This is a genomic window from Sphingobium sp. KKT206 (assembly GCF_055640555.1).
The window spans coordinates 796343-815022 of sequence record NZ_CM145765.1 but is presented as its reverse complement, the minus strand read 5'-3'; the positions used below and the strand labels follow the sequence as shown (position 1 = coordinate 815022).

The following is an 18680-nucleotide window of genomic DNA, read 5'->3' as shown; positions in this document are numbered from 1 at the left end:
AGGAGGATTTGACCATGTTAGACATCGCCGATCACCCCGCATCCCATGACGACAATAGCGCGCCGCCATCCGGTGGCAGCCCGATCGCCATGAATGTCGTCAACCGCTGGGTTCCGCACAATATCGTGATGCGCGACAGCTGGTTCCCGGTCGCCCACGACTATTCGGTGACGGGCAAGCCGGTGCGCCGTGCCGTCTATTCCAACCCGATTTTCCTGTGGCGCGACAATGGCGTGGTCGTGGCCAGCGAGTTCCACCCCAATGAGCGCGTGGTGCGTGACAAGAGCGACTATACCGACGCACATGGCCACTATCCGGTGATGGAACATTATGGGGTGGTCTGGATCTGGCTGGGCAATCCGCTGGCGGCCGATCCGCGCCATTTGCCCAGCCTGCCCTTCCTGCCGCCCAAGGGTGGCCTGCCCCGGCACATGACGGCGACGGTGCGCTTCGAAAGCGCCGCGCCGATCAGCCTCGAGAATCTGATCGACCTGACCCATGCCGATTTCCTGCACGCCGACGTCGTGGGCGACGAACGGTCGGACAGCGAGACGATCGAGACCTATTATGACAGCGAGACCGTCACCATGGTCCGCACCTGCGTCAATAAATCGGTCGCGCCCGTGATGAAATTCTTCAGCGGCATCAAGCAGCCGACCCAGAATGTGCGGCAGGTGATCCGCATCTATCTGCGGTCGCATTGCGCGATCGCCTATGGCCGGTTCAGCCCCGGCGACGACGTGCCGCTGTTCCACCCCTGCACCCCTGAAACGCGGGATCGTACGCGGATGGAAATGGTCATGAACACCAGCAATGCCGGGCGCATGTTCAGCTATGTCATGCCCAAGGCGGGCTACAAGGTGTCGCGGCAGGACAGCTATATGACCTCCCCGCAAAGCCCGCGTTACATGCGCCATACCGACCGCAAGGATTTGCACAGCAAGTTCGACCAGGCCGGGCAGCGTTATCGCATGGCGATGATGGAACTGGCCGATCGCCAGGCAAAGGGCGACTTCGCCTATCGCGATAATGTGAGCGCCGATTGCAGCGACATCATCGGCCTGCGCAAGGAACTGTTCCAGTTCTGATCTCCCCCTCCCCCTGAAGGGCGGACCACTATGGTCCGCCCGGTTTTTTCGGGATGCTTCATGCCAAAGCTCGTCAACGCCGTCGGCGGCGAACGCCGCTGGTGGGGGGTCATGCCGACCCTGCCCGCCCCCATGATGGGCGGGATCGGCCAGAAGATGGAGCAGGTCGGCTTCGAGGGTTGCTTTTCGCTCCAGATTTACGGCCCGCCCTTCGTGCCGATGGCGGCGACGGCTGCGCTGACCAGCAGCCTGAAGGTGGGCACCGGCGTCGCGATCGCGGGCACGCGCAGCCCGGTCGAAACCGCCTATGCGGCGATGGACGTGGACCGGATTTCGGGCGGGCGCTTCGTGCTGGGGCTGGGGTCCAGCATCAAGAGTTGTGTCACCGGCATGTATGGCGAACCGGAACGCAAATTGCTGACCCATTTGCGCGAGAGCGTGAAGGTGATCCGCTATGTCATTGCCAACGCGCATACCGGGCTGGACCCGATCGAGGGCGAGTACTTCACCGCCGATTTTGGCGAGATGATGCTGACGGCGCCGCCAGTTCGTGTGGAAATCCCGATCTGGATCGCTGCGTTGCAGGACAAGATGACCGCGCTGGCGCTGGAGGTTGGCGACGGGCTGATGGTCCATGCGCTCTGGTCGGCGGCCTATGCGCGCAGCAAGCTGCCCTTCATCGAAGCGACGCTGGCCAAATATGGCCGCGCGCGCAGCGACATAGAGATTAACGCCTGGCCTTGGATCGCGGTCAACGACGACAAGCAGAAGGCGATCGACGACAGCCGCGCGACGGTGGCCGCCTATTCGGGCTATAAGGAATATGAGCCGTTCTTCGAAGCGATCGGCTTTGGCGACCAGGCGCGGGCCTGCCAACTGAGCCTGGGCGAACATGGCGACATCGCCAAGGTGATCGGCAATGTGTCCGATGATATGGTAGAGGCGTTCGTGACCTGCGGCCCGGTGGACGAGGTGCTGGAGAAGATCGAGCCCTTCTGGGACGTGGTGGATTCGCTCTGCCCGATGACGCCCTATCGCCACCTGACGATGGCGCAGATGACCGACTATAATGCGGGTCTGTACGCACTGGTCGCCACCGCGAAGGCGCGGGCCGGGGTCAGCGAACCCGCCTGAACGGTCAGACGGGCACCAGCGCTTCCGCCATCGCCTGCCCCGCAATATAGCCCGTCACCATCGCCGGACCAACATTGCAGCCATGGGCGGGCGACTTGCCGCGCCAGATGGAATTGGCGTCCAGCCCCGCGGCATAGAGGCCCGCGACCGGCGCACCACCGGTGCCGATGACCCGACAATGCGCGTCGATCTTCAAGCCCACCGTGGTCGATCCGTCGCCCGGATGGATCTTGATCGCGTAGAAAGGCGCCTTTTCGACGCGGCCGAGGCAGGGGTTGGGTTTGTGCTTCGGGTCGCCGATCTCGATGTCGATCTGGGTATCGCCCTTGCCGAAATCGGGGTCTCTGCCGGTTTCGGCGTAACGATTCATCTTGGCCACGGTCGCGAGCAGGCCGTCGCCATCGACGCCGATCTTGTCGGCGAGTGCCCGCAGAGTCGGCGCTTCGATCACATAGCCAGCCGCGATCAGCTTTTTCAGCCCGCCGCCGCCGGGCAGCACCATGCCCATGCCGTAGGTCTTGACGCAATGGGCGTCGCCGATGATATGGGCGGGCACCGTACCGGTGGCGTGCATCGCCTCAACGAAATGCACCGACGCTTCGTTGCCGAACCGCTCGCCCTTCCCGTTGACGGCGATGCAGCCGGGTTTCGACATGTCGATCAGATGCGCGTAGCGGGCGACATAGCCGTCGGGCCGGGTCATGGTGGATACCACGGCCCAAACGGCGTTGACCAGATTGTCGCCGTCCAGCGATGCGCCAGCCTCCAGACCCATATTCATGCCGTCGCCGGTATTTTCGTAGGGGAGGATAGAGACATGGTCCTCCGCATAAGGGATATAGGCTTTGCGCAATTGCTCGCTGGCGGAAAAGCCGCCCGCCGCCAGCAGCACGCCGACGTTGGCGGCGATATCCTCGCCACCCACGCGCACGCCGGTCACGCGGCCGTCGGCGACCAGCAGGCGATCGACCGCCGCGTACTTGCGCAGGGTTATGCCCGCGTCGAGCGCGGACCGCAGCAGCCGCGCGACAAGGGCGTTGCCCATCGTCAGACGGGTGCCACGCGGGTAGCGGCGCAGCTTGTCCGCGCCGAATTTCGCGGCAAGCTTGCCGAAGTGGAACAGGGATTTGGGCGAAGGCATCTCCGCCAAATAGGGCAGATCGAACAGGTCGATCATGAAGCCGCCGGGTGCGTTGAATTCCTCGCGCGCGGGGCGCAGGTCGGCGAAATGCGCGCCGAGCTTCTTGCCGTCATATTCCTGGGGCGACAGCAGGCGGCCATGGTCGGCGGACCCGGCGATGTCGGGATACCAGTCGCTGCTGGGCGGCGAGAGGAGGAAGCGGACGGCGCTGTTGTTTTCCAGCCAGGCGACCATGGCCGGCGCGGCGTCAAGATAGGCGTCGATCAGCGCCGGGTCGGCGCTTGGCCCGATGACGTCCAGCACATATTGGCGCGCGACCGCGGCGCTGTCATCGACCCCGGCGGCCTGCGCCTGCGGACTGCCCGGCACCCAGATGCCGCCCCCCGATATAGCGGTGGTGCCGCCGAAATGCGCGGCCTTTTCCAGCACCAGCACCGACAGGCCTGCCGCAGCGGCCCGCAGCGCCGCCGTCAAGCCCGCCGCGCCCGATCCGACGACGACCACATCATATTGGGTCATGATCTACTCCGATTCACTATGCGGGTGGGCAATGCTCACACCCTGGGCATGATTTCTTCGGCTACCCAGTGCAGGCGCTCAATATATTCGGTCAGGCCCGTCATGCCCGGTGGCAGCGGCACGATCGTTTCGTTGACGCCCAAATCCTTCAGCCAGCCGATCTGGTCGATGATTTTCTGCGCATTGCGGGTGCCGGGCGCGCGGGGATCATCCATAATTTCGTGATGGGCGCCGACATTTAGCATTTCCAGCGCGAAGAACAGGTCGATCGGGCGACCGTCATAGGTCGGCTGCGCGCGGATAAGGTCGAGACATGCGGGGAATTTTTCGGGCGGGGTGCGGAAGGGCGACCAGCCGTCGCCGAATTTCGCGACACGCTTGAGCACCGGTTCCGCGTCACCGCCGAACCAGATCGGCAGGCGCGGCTGCTGCACCGGCTTGGGCGCGAAGCCGACATTCTTGAAGGAGACAAATTCCCCTTCGAACGTCGGCGTGTCGGACGTCCATAGTTCGATGATTGCGGCGACATATTCGTCCGCCATGCGCCCGCGATTGTGGAAATCGACGCCCAGCATGTCGAATTCCTCCTTCAGCCAGCCGACGCCGAACAGCGCGGTCGCGCGGCCGCCGCTCAGCCAGTCGAGCGTGGACCAGGCCTTGGCCTGTACGATCGGGCTTTGCAGCGGCAGGATGGAGACGGACGAGCTGACCCGCATTTTCGATGTCCGCCCGGCGAGGAAAGCGAGCGCCACCGTGCCATGGACATAATGGTCGCCAGACAGGGCGATATGTTCCTGCGGGATGATGAAATGTTCGCCCAACATGCATTTGTTGAAGCCCAGATCGTCAGCGACCTTAAGCGCGCGACCGATATCGTCGCCGGTCAGCGCATGTTCCCATGGCTGGGTCATCGCCGCCACATGCATCGAATTGGGCACGCCGATGTTGAGCTTCATTCCTCTATCCCCTGTATCGTTTATGCCCGGCAGGATGGCGCGCCCGGTGGCCGGGTCGCACCTTCCGCCCGGAAGGGGTTGCGCTCAATCCGTCGGCGGGATCAGGTCGCCGGTGATGCGGATGCCCGCGCCGTCAACCTTGTAGGTCTTGTTGAGGAAGATGAGGATCGAGGTCAGGGCTTCGGCCGCCGCCGAATTGCACAGCGCGCCACCGTGCAGGCCGCGCAGGCCCATCGCGTCGGCCAACGCGACGACCTGGCCCCGCGCCGCCTTGTCATCGCCGAACACCAGCACGTCGCAGCCGACATCGACATCCTTGGCCAGCTTGTGCGCGGCGACATTGTGGAAGGCAGACACGACAGTCATCCCTTCGCCCAGCGCGGCCTGCGCGCGGAGCGCGGCCGATCCCTCGGCGGGGAGTTGCACGCGCATCACCTTGGGCGGGACCAGCGGGACGGTGGTGTCCACCACGATCTTGCCCGCGACATGGGGCGCGATGTCGCGCAGCGTCGCGTCCTGCGCCGCGAAGGGCACGGTGACGATGACGATGTCCGCGCCGGCCGCCGCGTCGATATTGGTGGCGCCGGAGAGGCCGTGGCCGAGTTCCGCCGCCGTCTTTTGCGCGCCGTCCGCGCTGCGCGATCCGATAACGACGGGATAGCCCGCACGGGCGAGGCGCCAGGCGATCGCCGCGCCCAGATTGCCGGTGCCGCCGACGACGGCGATGGATGGAAAGTTCATGCGCTGGTTCCTGATTGCATGGCAGCGAAGCGCATCATGTCCGCATAGACCGCCGAATGGGATGTAAAGCCGCCATCGGCGACGATCGATGCGCCCGTAACATAACGGGCCTGGTCGGACGCGAGGAAGGCGACGACTTCGGCGATATCCTCCGGCCGGCCCAGATAATCGACCAGATTATGTTCGGTCATCAGCTTCTGGGCCTCTGGCGGCATATTGTCGTCCAGCGCCTCTGTCATCACCAGGCCGACCACGACCACGTTGGAGCGGATGCCCTGCTTGCCATATTGGGTGGCGATATATTTGGAGAGGCCCAGCATCCCTGCCTTGGTCGTGCCATAGGCAGGATAGTCGACATCGCCCGCCAGCCCCTTGCCGGAACCTGTGAAGACGATCGACCCGCCACCTGCCGACAGCAGATGGGGGATGGCGTGCTTGGCGCACAGCATCGACCCGCGCAGGTTGGTGGCAAAAGTGCGATCCCAGAAGGCGACGTCCATGTCGGCGATCAGCGCGTCTTCGTGCATCAGGCCGGTCTGGGCGGCGTTGCTGTGGAGGATATGGAGGCCGCCGAAATGATCGACCACCTTGGTTATGCCCGCCGCGATCGAGGCTTCCTCCATCACGTCCATGGCGACGGCGAGCGCCTGCCCGCCCTGCGCCGTGATTTCGTCGACCACATGGGACAGGCGCGATTCGGTGCGGCCGGTGATCGCGACCTTCGCGCCGCGCTGCGCCATCATCAGCGCGGTGGCGCGGCCGATGCCGCTGCCGCCGCCGGTGATGATCGCGACCTTGTCCTTCAGAGGGTGCAAGAGATCGGTCATAGGGACTCCGTGATGTGGGTTTGCCGGGGCGATACCGGATCATAAAGGGTAGTGCGCTGGCGGACGGGACGTCCGACCGATGCGGCGAGCGCACGCATTTGCGTGGGGCCAAATTCCTGGCCGTTGACGCCACCCGCCGCGCGGGTGATCGATTCGTCCATGAGCGTGCCGCCCATGTCGTTGGCGCCCGCGTTCAGGATTGCCGCCGCCCCCTCCGGTCCCATCTTGACCCAGGACACCTGGATATTGGGGATCAGCGGATGCAGGACGATGCGGGCGATGGCGTGCATCAGCACCGCCTCGCGATAGCTTGGTCCCGACCGGGCCAGCCCCTTGCGCCAGATCGGCGCTTCCATATGGACGAAGGGCAAGGGGACAAATTCGGTGAAGCCGCCGGTCTGTTCCTGCAAGGCGCGGATGCGCAGCAGGTGGCGCGCCCAGTGGCGATAGCCCTCGACATGGCCGAACATGATCGTCGCGGTGCTGCGCAGGCCGATGCCATGGGCCACGCGCATCACTTCGATCCATTCGTCTGCGCTGACCTTGTCCGGGCATATCAGCGCGCGGATTTCGGGGTCGAGTATCTCGGCCGCGGTGCCGGGCAAGGTGGAGAGGCCCGCCGCCTTCAACTGCGCCAGATAATCCTCCAGCGGCAGGCCCAGCGTATGCGCGCCATGGGTAACTTCCAGCGGGGAGAAAGCGTGGATATGGATGTCCGGCGCGGCTTTGCGCACGGCCTTCAGAACGGAGAGATAGGTGTTGCCGTCATAGTCGGGATGGATGCCCCCTTGCAGGCAGACTTCGGTGGCGCCGCGATCCCATGCTTCGGCCGCGCGCCGTCCAACCTCGGCATAGTCGAGCCGGTAGGCGGGGCCGCGCATCGCCTTCGTACTGCCCTTCGAAAAGGCGCAGAAGCCGCATTTGTAGAGGCAGATATTGGTGTAGTTGATGTTGCGATTGACGGCATAGGTCAGCGTGTCGCCGATAGTCTCCTGCCGCAGCCGGTCGGCCTGGGCGACGATGGCAGCAAGGTCGTGGCCATCGGCATCGAACAGGGTGACGATGTCACGCTCGCTCAGGCGCGCACCAGCTTCGGCGTGGCGCAGGAGCGTCTGCACCGATGCCGATGCCTGGCCGACATCGCCGCCGATCAGCGCGGGCGCGTCGTCGCCATGCCCGGCGGCCCAATCGTCGGGCTTGGGCAGGCCGCGTCCGTCGATCGCGCGCAGGATAAGGGTTGCGACCGCAGGCGCGGCCCAATCCTGCGCCGCCAGCGCGTAACGTGGCCCGATGGCAAGGCGTTGGGAAAGCGTGCGGCCAGCGGCGCGGGTGGCCTGCGCCAATGTCTCCAGATGGGGCCATGGGGCTTCGGGGTTCACATGGTCGGGCGTCACCGGCGACACCCCGCCCCAGTCGTTTACCCCGGCCCGGATCAGCGGAGCAAGATCGACTTGGTCGTGGAGGTTGGGCGGCGCCTGGATCGTCATGTCCGGTCCCAGGATCAGCCGCGCGGCGGCGATCGTCCAGAGATGATCGTCGAGCGCCGGTTCGGCATGTTCGGCCATCCGCGTGCCCGGCTTGGCCCGGAAATTCTGGATGATGACTTCCTGAATATGGCCATATTGGCGATGCAGGTCGCGGATGGCGACCAGCGCGTCGACCTGTTCGTCGCGGGTTTCGCCGATGCCGATCAGCAGCCCGGTGGTGAAAGGCACTTTGGTGCGGCCCGCCTCCGCGATCGTGGCCAGACGACGCGCAGGCTGCTTGTCGGGCGAGCCGAAATGCGGGCCGCCACGCGCGCACAGCCGATCTGCGCTGCTTTCCAGCATGATGCCCATCGACGCGGCATGGGGGCGCAGCAGGGCATAGTCGGCCGCGTCCATCAGGCCGGGGTTGAGGTGGGGCAACAGGCCGGTTTCGCGCAGGACCAGTTCCGCCATTTCGGCGAGGTAGGAAAGCGTGGAATCATGGCCCAGCCGGGCCAGCGCGTCGCGCGCCGCGGCATAGCGGTCCTCGGGCCGGTCGCCCAGGGTGAACAGCGCCTCCCGGCACCCGGCCTCAGCGCCCGCGCGCGCGATCGCCAGGACTTCTTCGCGGCTGAGATAGGCGTCGACCGCCGGCGCCGGTGTGGTGGCAAAGGTGCAGTAATGGCAGACGTCGCGGCATAATTTGGTGAGCGGAATGAACACTTTGCGCGAATAGGTGACGCGGGCGCCATGCCCCTCCAGCGTCAGCGCTTCCGCCTGCGTCATCATCGCGGCCAGCGTGCTGGCGCGCAGCAGGGCCGCAATCTCGCCAGCGGCCGCGTCGATGCGATGCAGATCGTCCAAAGTCACATCCTACTCCGCAGTTATCCCGGCCCGAGGCGCAGGCGGGGCAGATGCTATCTGCCCCGCCTGCCTTCTCATCAGAAGCTGTATTTCGCGCTGACGCCCCAGGTCCGTGGCTCCCCGGCATAGACCGAGCTGAGCGGGAAGGAGGACAGCAATACGCTGGACGCCGAGAAATATTCTTCCTTGAAGACATTCTTCACGAACACGCCCAGATCCAGGCCCGTGCCGCCAATGCCGCGCCAGTCGAGGCGGGCGTTGACCAGCTTGTAGCCGGGCAGCTTTTCGCCGTTCTGGCCACCGAAATCATCGGTCATGAACAGGTCCGAGTTGAAGGCGAGATCGCCGTCGGCCGGCTTGATCGGCAGGATCCAGCTCACGCTCGCCGTGCCGGAGAATTTGGGCGAGTAGGTGTTGATTTGCGCCTTGCCCAGCGTGACCGAGGCGGGCAGCCCGTTCGGTACGTTGACGCTTTCCACCTTCACGTCGGTATAGGCGGCGTTGAAGGACACGGTGAAGTTGCGGGTGGGGCTGATCGAGGCTTCCAGTTCCACGCCCCATATCCGCAGGTTGGCGACATTGGCCGCCAGCGATCCGTTGGTCGGCGAATCCGGCGTGCCATTGGGGATGATGGTCTGCGTGTTGAGGAATTGCAGCGCGTTTTTATACTTGCTGTAATAGGCCGCGATGTTCAATCGGCCGCGTGCCTCCCCCACATGATAGTCATATTTCGACCCCAGTTCGACGTCGGTGATCCGCTCCTCGCCGGTCTTCTGGAAGGCGCGCAGGTCGGGGCAGACGCCGCCGGTTGCGACGCAGGACGGATCGACGCCGCCGGTGGTGAAGGGCGTTTCGAACAGCGGGGTGTTGATGTTCACGCCGCGATAGCCGCGCCGCGACGAAATGTAGAGCAGCCAGTCGGGCGTCGCCTTGTAATCCAGGCCGATGGTCCAGCTCGGCTCCTCCCCCTTGTTGGAGACGGTGCCGACGCCATCGGCCAAGCCAAGCGCTGCCGTGGCCAGGCAGGTATCCTCATCGACGTAGCTGGTGCCGATCGTGCCGCCGCAGGCCGATACCTTGTCCCAGCTGTAACGCGCGCCGAGGTTCAGTTTCAGCTTATCCGTGATTTCATAACCGATCTGGCCATAGACCGCGAAATTCTTGTTGCGGACATGCGCGCTAACCGCAGGCGCTGGCACTCCACCGACCGAGAAGGCCGTGAATTGCGATCCGGTGGGACCGGCGGACTTGTCGTTATTGTAGAAGACGCCGGTGATGAAGTTGAACGACCCGAAATCGCCCAGCAACTGGGTTTCGTTGGTCAGATACTGGCGATCCAGCACCGACGCGGCGTGGAACAGGGTGAAGGGCACAGCAGCGGGGAGTGGCGCGGGCAGGCCGGTGGGGATCGACAGATTTTGCAGCGCGCCGGTGTTGATCAGCTGATTGCTGAAATTCTTGCGGAAACCGAAGATGTTGCGCAGCGTCAGGTCGCCAAAGCTGAACGAGGTGTCGTTGGTGATCGACGTCATCTTGCGCGACGAACGGCCGCCATTGATGCCGCCGTCGAACGAACCGCGCCGGTTGGCGCGCTGCGTTTCGAGCGCCTGCTGTGCCTGCGGGTCCAGCACGCCGAGGCCGAAGGCGGCGAGCGAGAAATTCTGGCGCAGCAGATAAAGGCCACCGGCCAGTTCGTCGCTCTTGAAATATTCGTAGATGGTGGTGCTTTTCAGACCCTCGATCGGCTCCAGCAGCAAGGACAGGCGGAAGGCGTCCTGCTTGATATTGTCAAAGCCGGGGCCACCGTCGAACGCGATCGTACGAGGATCCTGCCGCCGGACCTGGCCGGCCGCGCGGAACGCCACCGTGTCGGCGATGATGGGGACGTTGATCGCCCCTTCCAGTTCGCGATAGTCGAAGCTGCCATAGGTGCCCTCGACATAACCTTCAAATTCATAGGTCGGGCGCTGGCTGCCGATGACGACGGCGCCACCCAGCGTGTTGCGGCCGAACAACGTGCCCTGCGGCCCTTTGAGCACCTGGATGCTGCCGATGTCGTAGGTCGGCACGTTGGAGCCGACGGCAGGCAGCGGGGTGTCGTTCAGGTAGATGACGACGCCCGGCGTGACTTCGCCCAGCGGCAATTGGCCGATGCCGCGCAGGGTGAGCGCGACATTGTCCTTGCCGCCTTCGGACGAGAAGGTGAAGCCCGGTGCGATCGTCTTGACGTCGCTGACCGTCTGGACGGTGCTGCGTTCCAGCGAGGCGGCCGAGAAGGCGGAGATGGAGACGGACACGTCCTGCAACCGTTCTTCGCGACGGCGGGCGGTGACGACGATGTCGCCACTGCTGGAACTTTCAGCCTGGGGCGCGGCGCTGGTCGCGTCCTGCGCCCAGAGCGGGGTCGCCAAGGTCGCACCGGTCGTCAGCAACGCCAGTCTCAAAATGCCGAATTTCATTCTCTCTCTCCCTTGGCCGATCTGGATCGCCTGTTCTTTTTGCAGGCATCGTCCTTACCGGCGCATAGAGGCGGTCATAGCCGCCATTCTCCACCTACCTTTCGGCAGGAATCGTTGAACAGATTGAAACTAATCTGTCTCTCGTGGTAATTATGCCGCAGGCTTTTGGCGTGGCGATTAGGACCAGCGGCGGATGATGTCCGCCGCGTCCGCGCTGGCGGCTTCGGTGATGGCCCCTGCCGTGCGATCCAGCCTGGGCGCGGGTGCCGGTTGGGCGATGCTTTCCCGCTGCATAAAGGTGCCGCGCGCCTGATTATGCGGATGCCCCGGCGCTTCGGCCATCGCCAGAACCGGGGTGACGCACGCATCGGTCTCCCCGAAATGATCGGCCCATGCGTCGCGCGTGCGGGTCGCGAAGACGGCCGTAAAATCGGCCTGCATCGCTGGCCAAGTCGCGCGGTCGTTCTGGTCGTAGCGACGATCCGACAGGCCCAGCCCATCGACCATCTGGGCAAAGAATTTGGGTTCCAAGCAACCGACCGCGACATGCCGACCATCCGCACACATATAGCAGCGATAGAAAGGCGCGGCCCCGTCCAGCAGGTTGGAGGCGGGCGCATCGGTCCATAGCCCCTTGGGCTGCCAAGCGTAAAAAAGGCTCATCAGCGACGCGACGCCGTCGGTGATGCAGGCGTCGACCACCTGCCCCTGTCCCGTTCGTTGCGCCGACAGCAGGGCGCTGAGCAGGCCGAAGATCAGGAACATAGCGCCGCCACCATAATCGCCCACCAGATTGAGCGGCACCGGCGGCGGCGCGCCCTGTTCGCCCATCGCGTTCAGCGCGCCGGTGATTGAGAGATAGTTGATGTCATGCCCAGCGCGCATCGCCAGTGGACCCGATTGGCCCCACCCGGTCATGCGGCCGAACACCAGGCGCGGATTGCGCGCCAGGCAGATGTCCGGGCCGATGCCCAGCCGCTCCATCACACCAGGGCGATAGCCCTCTATCAGGCCGTCCGCCCGATCAATCAGGTCGAGCAGCTGGGCGCGGTCATCATCGCGCTTGAGGTCGAGATGGATCACCGTCCGGCTGCGGTGGAGAATGTCGCCGCCGACATCGTCCCAGTCGCCCGCGCCCGCCGATGGTGGTCGCGCGACGCGGATGATCTCCGCCCCCATATCCGCCAACAGCATCGCCGCCAGCGGCACCGGGCCGATAGCGTCGATCTCGACGATGCGGATACCGGCCAGCGGCCCCGATAGCTTGGTCATCAGATGTTGGTCCGGTCCGCGCCCTTGAGGTCCAGAATAGCGCGAGCCTCATCCGGCGTAGCCACTTCCAGCCCCATACCCTCGATGATCTGGCGCGCGGTCGCGACCTGTTCGGCATTGGTCTGCGCCAGGCGGCCGGGGCCGCCCCAGAGCGAATCCTCCAGCCCCACCCGCACATTGCCGCCCATCGACGCGGCCATGGCGACGATACTCATCTGGCGCGCGCCTGCGCCTAGCACCGACCATTGATATTGATCGCCGAACAGTCGGTCGGCGGTGCGTTTCATATGCATGATGTCGTCGGGATGGCTGCCGATGCCGCCCAATATGCCAAAGCAGGTCTGGATGAACAAAGGCGCCTTCACCAGCCCGCGGTCAAGGAAATATTTGAGGTTGTAGAGGTGGCTGGTGTCGTAACATTCAAATTCGAAGCGGGTGCCGAGCGGCGACAGGGTGGCCAGCAGATATTCGATATCCGCATAGGTATTCTTGAACACCAGGTCGCGCGATGCTTCCAGTGCGACCGGTTCCCAGTCATGCTTGAAGTCCTTGAACCGGTCCAGCATCGGGAACAGGCCAAAGCCCATCGTGCCCATATTGAGGCTGGCGACTTCGGGCGCGAAGCTCTGCGCCGGGCGCATCCGTTCCTGCACGGTCATGGAAGGATGGCCGCCGGTGGTCAGGTTCAGCACCGCGTCGCTGCGCTGCCTGATGACCTTGAGGAAGGGCGTGAACAAGTCGGGATTCTGGTCGGGCCGCCCGTCGACGGGATTGCGGGCGTGCAGGTGGATGATCGCCGCGCCCGCTTCCGCCGCGCCGATCGCCGACTCTGCGATCTCCTCTGCCGTGATCGGCAGATAGGGCGACATGGAAGGGGTATGGATGGCGCCGGTGATGGCGCAGCTGATGATGACTTTACGTTTGGCCATGATGGTTCCTTTCGCCCGGCTGGGCGATGGCAGGCGCGTGAGGACGCGCAATCTATCCTTGGGTAGGCGGAAGCGGGAGCGTCAGGGCAGGATGCCAAGCTGGCGCGCGCGCAACACCGCCTGCGGCCGCCGCCGAACGCCCAGCTTGTCGTAGATCTGCTGCATATACCATTTGACCGTGCCTTCGGTCAGGCCAAGCCGGTCGCCGATTTCGCGGTTGCGCAGGCCCCCGCTCACCATCATCAAGATATCGACTTCCCGGTTGGCAAGGCGACCAGTCAGGCCGAAATCATCGTCATCCTCCTCGTCGCTTTCGATCTGCGGGCCGCTGCGCATCAGCGACACCAGCCGCACGGCGAAGCGGTCGGCCGGGGTTTCCAGTTCCGGCCCCTGTGCATAGGCTTCGGTCAGCAGCGAGGCGATGACTTCGCCTTCATCGACGAAGATGCGGACCCAGCCCGCCGGTTCGGCCATTTCGACCGCGGTCCGCACGGCGCGACGAGCTTCGGACCGATTGCCCTGTAACACGGCGATTTCCGCCAGCAACAGTTCGAACGTCACGGCTGAGCGGACGGCCCCGGCGCGACGGACGAATTCCAGCCAGCGATGCGCAACCTTGCGCGCGCGGCTGAGCCGATGGCGCTGCATCTCGATCCGTAGCCAAGCGATGGCGATGCTTTCGTTGCGGCGCGTGGGATGCAGCGTGGGGATCGGTTCGCCGTCCAGTTGCGAATCGCCCGCGGCAAAATGCCGTTCGGCTTCCTCGATCTGGCCGCCCTTGATGAGCAGGCGGACCTCTTCCGCCACGATGAAGGCGCGCATCCGGTCCAGCCCACATTCGATCGCGACCAGATGCGCGTCGTTGAGCGTCGACAGCGCGCCCGGCAGATCGCCGCGCGCGGCGCGCAGCCGGGCGTTGACGATGTAGCCCGACGCCATCTGGTCCGCGAATCCCCATTGCCGCACCACGGGCAGGTGGCGTTCGACCAGCGCCGCCGCGCCATCCAGATCGCCCGCGTCATAAAGGAGTTCCGCCAGTGGCAAGGCGGGCAGCGCCGCAAGGCCCGACCCCTCGCCATGAATGTCGCGGGCCAGGGTAAGGGCCTCGTCCAGGAAACGATGCGCCAGCTGCGTCTTGCCCTGCGCCATCAGCGTCGGCGCGACCGAGGCCTTGAGCGCGATCGACGCGAAGTCCGATCCGGGGCGAGACAAAGCGCGCCGGGTTTCCGCCTCAAGCTTGAGCATGTCCTGGAAATGATAGAGTTCGCGCCGCGCCGACATCAATTGCGCGAGCAGGGTGCAGCTGAGATAGGCGTGGCTTTCGGCCATTTCCGCAAGCAGGGGTTCGGCTTCCGCCTCCACCTCCACCATATCGTCGCGCGCCGCCGCCAGCATGACGAGGCGATGGCGGATCATCAGATCCAGTTGTTCATTATCATGCGCCGACACGTCGTCGCTCTGGTTGCGCGCTTCGTGGATCGACCGCGCGGTGGCGATCAGCCTGTCGGCGGCGGCGAACGACAATTGCCGTATCCGCCGCCAAGCCAAAGCCAGCAGCAGATAGGGGTGTTGTGCCAATACGGCCCAGGGGAGTTCCGCGCCCAACTCGTCGATCCGATACAGATAACCCGAATAGGTGAGTTGTTCGGCCAGCCGATCCAACTGTCCGGCCAGGAAAGCCTGATCCCCGCTCAGTCGGGCATGTTCGACCGCCTTGAGGATGTCGCCCGTCGCGGCGAAATGATCGCTCGCGCGGCAATGCATCATGGCGGCGCGCGCGGGGGCCCGGTCCATCAGGCGGCCCAGCACCATGTCGCGGAACAGGCGGTGATAGGCGTAGCGGCCATGTTCCTGATCGATCGGATTGAGGAACAGCCCTTCGCGAAAGACGCGATCCAGCATGGCGCGCGCATCGTCATTGCCCGTCACCGCCGCACAGGCGGAAGGGGTGAGTTCATCCAGAATTGATGTGTCGACCAGGAAACGGCGCACGTCGTCGGGCTGCTGGCCAAGCACCTCTTCATGGAAATATTCAGCAAATTCCGGACGCAGGCCGGTCAGCCGCATCTGGCCCGCCCCCTGCGCGCCGCGCCGGTAGAGATCGCAAGCGATGACGACGCCCGATACCCAGCCCTGGGTATCGCGCACGATATCCTGCAAATTTTGCGCATCGATCGGCGCGCCCACGCTCATCGTTACCAGTTGCGTGGCTTCAGCCAGCGTCAGAGAGAGGTCGGCATTACCCACCTCGACCAGGAAACCGAGCGCCCGCATCCGCGCCAGCGGCAGTCCTACCGAGCCGCGCGCCGCCACGATCATGGTCAGGCCGTCGCGCGCGCTGGACGACAGCTGGGCGATGAAGGCCAGGGTCGCTTCGTCCAGCAGTTGCGCGTCGTCGATGACGATGACCGGCTTGGGTTCGACCACCGTCGACAGCGCCTCGAGCCACACGGCATCACCCGCGTCGGCGTCGAGATCGGCCCAATCCAGCCGGGCCGCGACGCCGGCAGCCTTGAGCGCGAGCAGGAAGGACGCCTTGTTGCCGATGCCCGCGCGCGCCGCCAGCCACAGCAGCGGTCGCCCCTCCGCCCGCAGACGTTCGGCCCAGAACAGCATGGCCGTGGTCTTGCCGCTGCCTGCCGGCGCGGACACCACCGTCATGCGGGATAGGGCAACCTTTGGGATCAGCGCCAGCAGCGCCGGACGCTCGATCAGCGTCGGAGTGATGCGGGGCGGCAGGACGATTGTCGGGACAACGGCCATTCAGTCTCTCCTGTTCGTGCTGCGTGGCACGATTCGTTTTATTGTTGCAAATATATTCTGACCGTTGAAATCTGAAATGCAATCCCCTTTTCCTATCCACAGATAGGTCATGAGCGCGCCAGAACATTGTCCTGATGGCATGACAGGCTGCGTCGCGGGCGCGCCATCCAGAAAAAGGCAGGCGATCCCAACGGCCGCGCCGACGCATCAGGAAAGGTTCACCATGAAGGCCCTGTATCTCGAAAAGATCGACGGACCCGATTCCGTTATCATGGCGGATGTCGAAACGCCCGTGCCCGGCCCCGGCGAAGTCCGGGTCGCTATCAAAGCCGCGTCGATCAATCACCGCGAACTGTTCATCACCCATGGCCAATATCCCGGCATGACCGTGCCCACGACGCTGGGTTGCGACGGCGCGGGCGTGGTGGACATGATCGGCGAGGGCGTGAGCGGGGCCAGCGAAGGCGACGAGGTCGTCCTCTACCCCGCCCGCAACTGGGGGCCGAACCGTCATGCCCCCGCCGCCGATTTCGGCCTGCTGGGGATGCCCTTTGCCGGGACGATCGCCGAATATATCTGCGTGCCGGTCGAAAATCTGGCGCCCAAGCCTGCCTTCATGAGCTTCGAGGAAGCCGGCGCGATGCCGCTGACGGCGCTGACATCCTGGCGAGCGCTGATGTTCAAGGGGCGGTTGCAGGCGGGCGAGACGCTGCTGATCAGCGGCGTGGGCGGCGGTGTTGCCACCTTCGGCCTGGCCTTTGCCGTCGCCAAAGGCGCCGATGTCTATGTCACCGGCGAGAACCAGGAGGTGATCGACCGCGCGATCGCCATGGGGGCCAAGGGCGGCCTGCTCTACACCGACCCCGACTGGCGCAAGCAGGTCGGCAAGCTGACCGGCGGCGTCGACGTCGTGTTGGACGGCGCGCCCGCGCCCAGCTTCGCCAATTATGTCCGCGCGATCAATCCGGGCGCGCGCATCGTCATCTACGGGTCGACCGCGGGCAACGAGATCAAGTTCAACGCGACCGACATCTTCCTGAAAAGCGCCAGCATCGTCGGCAGCCAAGTGGGCGATCCGCAGGATTTCCAAGAGATGCTGGCATTTGCGAGTGATCATCAAATCAGGCCGGTGATCGAAGCCACCTACCCGCTGGCGCAGGCGAAGGAAGCGCTGCTGCATCTGCGCGACAGTCACAAATTCGGCAAAGTCGTGGTGACGATGTGAGCTACCTGTTCAGCCTAGCGGGCAAGAAGGCGATCGTCACCGGCGGCGCGCAGGGGCTGGGCCGGATGATCGCCGAAGGGCTGCTGCGCGCGGGCGCGACGGTGGCGATCACGTCGCGCAAGGCCGATATCTGCGAGGCTGCGGCGAGCGAGATGGGGGCATTGGGTACTTGCATCCCCCTGCCCGCCGATCTTTCGACGCCGGAGGCCGCAGTCGATCTGGTCGCGCGCTACCGCGATGCCGTGGGGGCGTGCCATATCCTGGTCAATAATGCGGGCAAGACCTGGGGCGGAGAGATAGACAGTTTCCCCGACAAGGCGTGGCCCGGCGTGATGGCGGTGAATGTCCAGACTCCCTTCACCATGGTGCGCGAATTGCTGCCCGAACTGGGCGCGGCAGGAACCGACGACAATCCGGCGCGGATCATCAATATCGGCTCGGTCGCGGGCATGAAGACCGAGCGGCTGAGCGCCTATAGTTATGCCGCCAGCAAGGCGGCGGTCCATATGATGACGCGCGACCTGGCGGGCGATCTGGCCGCGCGCAACATCACGGTGAATGCGGTCATCCCCGGCTTCTTCCCGACCAAGATGACCGCGCATATGCGCGACGAAGACAGTGTCGATGCGGGGCTGCTGGCTCATATTCCGCTGGGTCGCCTGGGCAAGCCGGACGACATCGCCGGGATTGTCGTATTTCTATGTTCGCGGGCGGGCGCTTATGTGACGGGCGCGCAAATTCCGGTCGATGGCGGCGTGGTCGGTTGCGGCTGATATCATGACCCACAGTCTCCACATTCTGGCCGACCGGATCGCGATAGAGGCATGCCTGTATCGCTACGCCCATCTGATCGATGCAATGCAGTATCACCGGATTGCGGACGAGGTGTTCACGCCCGACGGCATCATCGATTTTGGCGGGGCGAAGGCGGTGGGACGGGACGCCATCCATGCGCAATGCATGACCTATCAGGGGTCGCTACTGGGCTGCTGCCACAATGTCACCAATGTCGTGATCGAGGTGGATGGCGACGAAGCGCGGGCGGCCAGCCGCATCCTGGCCTGGCATTGGTTCGCGATTCCCGATGCCGATCCGCTGCGTGCCACCGATCTGCTGGCGGTGGGCGGATATGAGGACCGGCTGCGGCGCACGCCTAACGGGTGGCGCATCCGTGAACGGCGTGGTTTGAATTTCGGTACGGGTGTCGGTGCCGGGCAAGTGCCCGAACCTATGCGGCCGATCTTTACGGGGATGCATGGGCGCGCGCCGACCTGGCCCGCTTGACTGGCAGGCGAG

14 protein-coding genes are annotated in these 18680 nt (G+C 64.6%); 5 read left to right on the top strand and 9 right to left on the bottom strand.

Annotated features, from left to right (window positions below):
• Positions 1 to 14 precede the first annotated feature (14 nt).
• The gene (locus tag ACZ2HM_RS21845; protein WP_470427002.1) at positions 15 to 1088 is read left to right on the top strand and encodes an aromatic ring-hydroxylating dioxygenase subunit alpha; all 1074 of its coding nucleotides are present in this window, start codon (positions 15 to 17) and stop codon (positions 1086 to 1088) included.
• A gap of 60 nt (positions 1089 to 1148) precedes the next feature.
• Positions 1149 to 2222 (top strand): LLM class flavin-dependent oxidoreductase, encoded by a 1074-nt coding sequence (locus ACZ2HM_RS21840; RefSeq protein WP_037480504.1) that lies wholly within the window; start codon positions 1149 to 1151, stop codon positions 2220 to 2222.
• Positions 2223 to 2226: 4 nt separating this feature from the next.
• On the opposite strand, the gene ACZ2HM_RS21835 is transcribed toward ACZ2HM_RS21840, so the two are convergent.
• The 9 genes from ACZ2HM_RS21835 to ACZ2HM_RS21795 form a co-directional block, all read right to left on the bottom strand.
• On the bottom strand, positions 2227 to 3882 hold the full coding sequence (locus ACZ2HM_RS21835) for an FAD-dependent oxidoreductase (protein ID WP_037479709.1): 1656 nt from the start codon (positions 3880 to 3882) through the stop codon (positions 2227 to 2229).
• Between the two features lie 35 nt (positions 3883 to 3917).
• Positions 3918 to 4838, bottom strand: a complete 921-nt coding sequence (locus ACZ2HM_RS21830) for a TIGR03619 family F420-dependent LLM class oxidoreductase (RefSeq protein WP_037479707.1) — start codon at positions 4836 to 4838, stop codon at positions 3918 to 3920.
• An 84-nt stretch (positions 4839 to 4922) separates the two neighbouring features.
• The gene (gene npdG, locus ACZ2HM_RS21825) at positions 4923 to 5579 is read right to left on the bottom strand and encodes an NADPH-dependent F420 reductase (RefSeq protein ID WP_037479705.1); all 657 of its coding nucleotides are present in this window, start codon (positions 5577 to 5579) and stop codon (positions 4923 to 4925) included.
• The gene (locus ACZ2HM_RS21820; protein WP_037479703.1) at positions 5576 to 6406 is read right to left on the bottom strand and encodes an SDR family NAD(P)-dependent oxidoreductase; all 831 of its coding nucleotides are present in this window, start codon (positions 6404 to 6406) and stop codon (positions 5576 to 5578) included. The genes npdG and ACZ2HM_RS21820 overlap by 4 nt, the downstream gene beginning before the upstream one ends.
• Complete coding sequence (gene cofH / locus ACZ2HM_RS21815; RefSeq protein WP_470427001.1) at positions 6403 to 8742, bottom strand: 5-amino-6-(D-ribitylamino)uracil--L-tyrosine 4-hydroxyphenyl transferase CofH; 2340 nt, start codon at positions 8740 to 8742, stop codon at positions 6403 to 6405. The genes ACZ2HM_RS21820 and cofH overlap by 4 nt, the downstream gene beginning before the upstream one ends.
• 71 nt (positions 8743 to 8813) lie before the next feature.
• Positions 8814 to 11195, bottom strand: a complete 2382-nt coding sequence (locus ACZ2HM_RS21810; RefSeq protein ID WP_470427000.1) for a TonB-dependent receptor — start codon at positions 11193 to 11195, stop codon at positions 8814 to 8816.
• Between the two features lie 177 nt (positions 11196 to 11372).
• On the bottom strand, positions 11373 to 12467 hold the full coding sequence (locus ACZ2HM_RS21805) for a CaiB/BaiF CoA transferase family protein (protein WP_470426999.1): 1095 nt from the start codon (positions 12465 to 12467) through the stop codon (positions 11373 to 11375).
• On the bottom strand, positions 12467 to 13396 hold the full coding sequence (kce, locus tag ACZ2HM_RS21800) for a 3,5-dioxohexanoate:acetyl-CoA acetone transferase (RefSeq protein WP_037475992.1): 930 nt from the start codon (positions 13394 to 13396) through the stop codon (positions 12467 to 12469). Before kce ends, ACZ2HM_RS21805 begins: the two co-directional genes overlap by 1 nt.
• A gap of 81 nt (positions 13397 to 13477) precedes the next feature.
• Complete coding sequence (locus tag ACZ2HM_RS21795) at positions 13478 to 16159, bottom strand: winged helix-turn-helix domain-containing protein (RefSeq protein WP_470426998.1); 2682 nt, start codon at positions 16157 to 16159, stop codon at positions 13478 to 13480.
• 223 nt (positions 16160 to 16382) lie between these two features.
• Here ACZ2HM_RS21795 and ACZ2HM_RS21790 point away from each other — a divergent pair, with 223 nt between their 5' ends.
• Genes ACZ2HM_RS21790 through ACZ2HM_RS21780 form a run of 3 tightly spaced genes read left to right on the top strand, consistent with a single transcriptional unit; the run spans position 16383 to position 18668 of the window.
• Positions 16383 to 17384, top strand: coding sequence for a quinone oxidoreductase family protein (locus ACZ2HM_RS21790; RefSeq protein ID WP_043150308.1), 1002 nt, complete (start codon positions 16383 to 16385; stop codon positions 17382 to 17384).
• Positions 17381 to 18157: an SDR family oxidoreductase gene (locus ACZ2HM_RS21785; RefSeq protein WP_470426997.1), complete on the top strand. Its 777-nt coding sequence runs from the start codon at positions 17381 to 17383 to the stop codon at positions 18155 to 18157. The genes ACZ2HM_RS21790 and ACZ2HM_RS21785 overlap by 4 nt, the downstream gene beginning before the upstream one ends.
• A 4-nt stretch (positions 18158 to 18161) precedes the next feature.
• Entirely contained in the window at positions 18162 to 18668 is a 507-nt protein-coding gene (locus ACZ2HM_RS21780; RefSeq protein WP_037478529.1) for a nuclear transport factor 2 family protein, read from the top strand.
• The last annotated feature ends 12 nt before the right edge of the window (positions 18669 to 18680 follow it).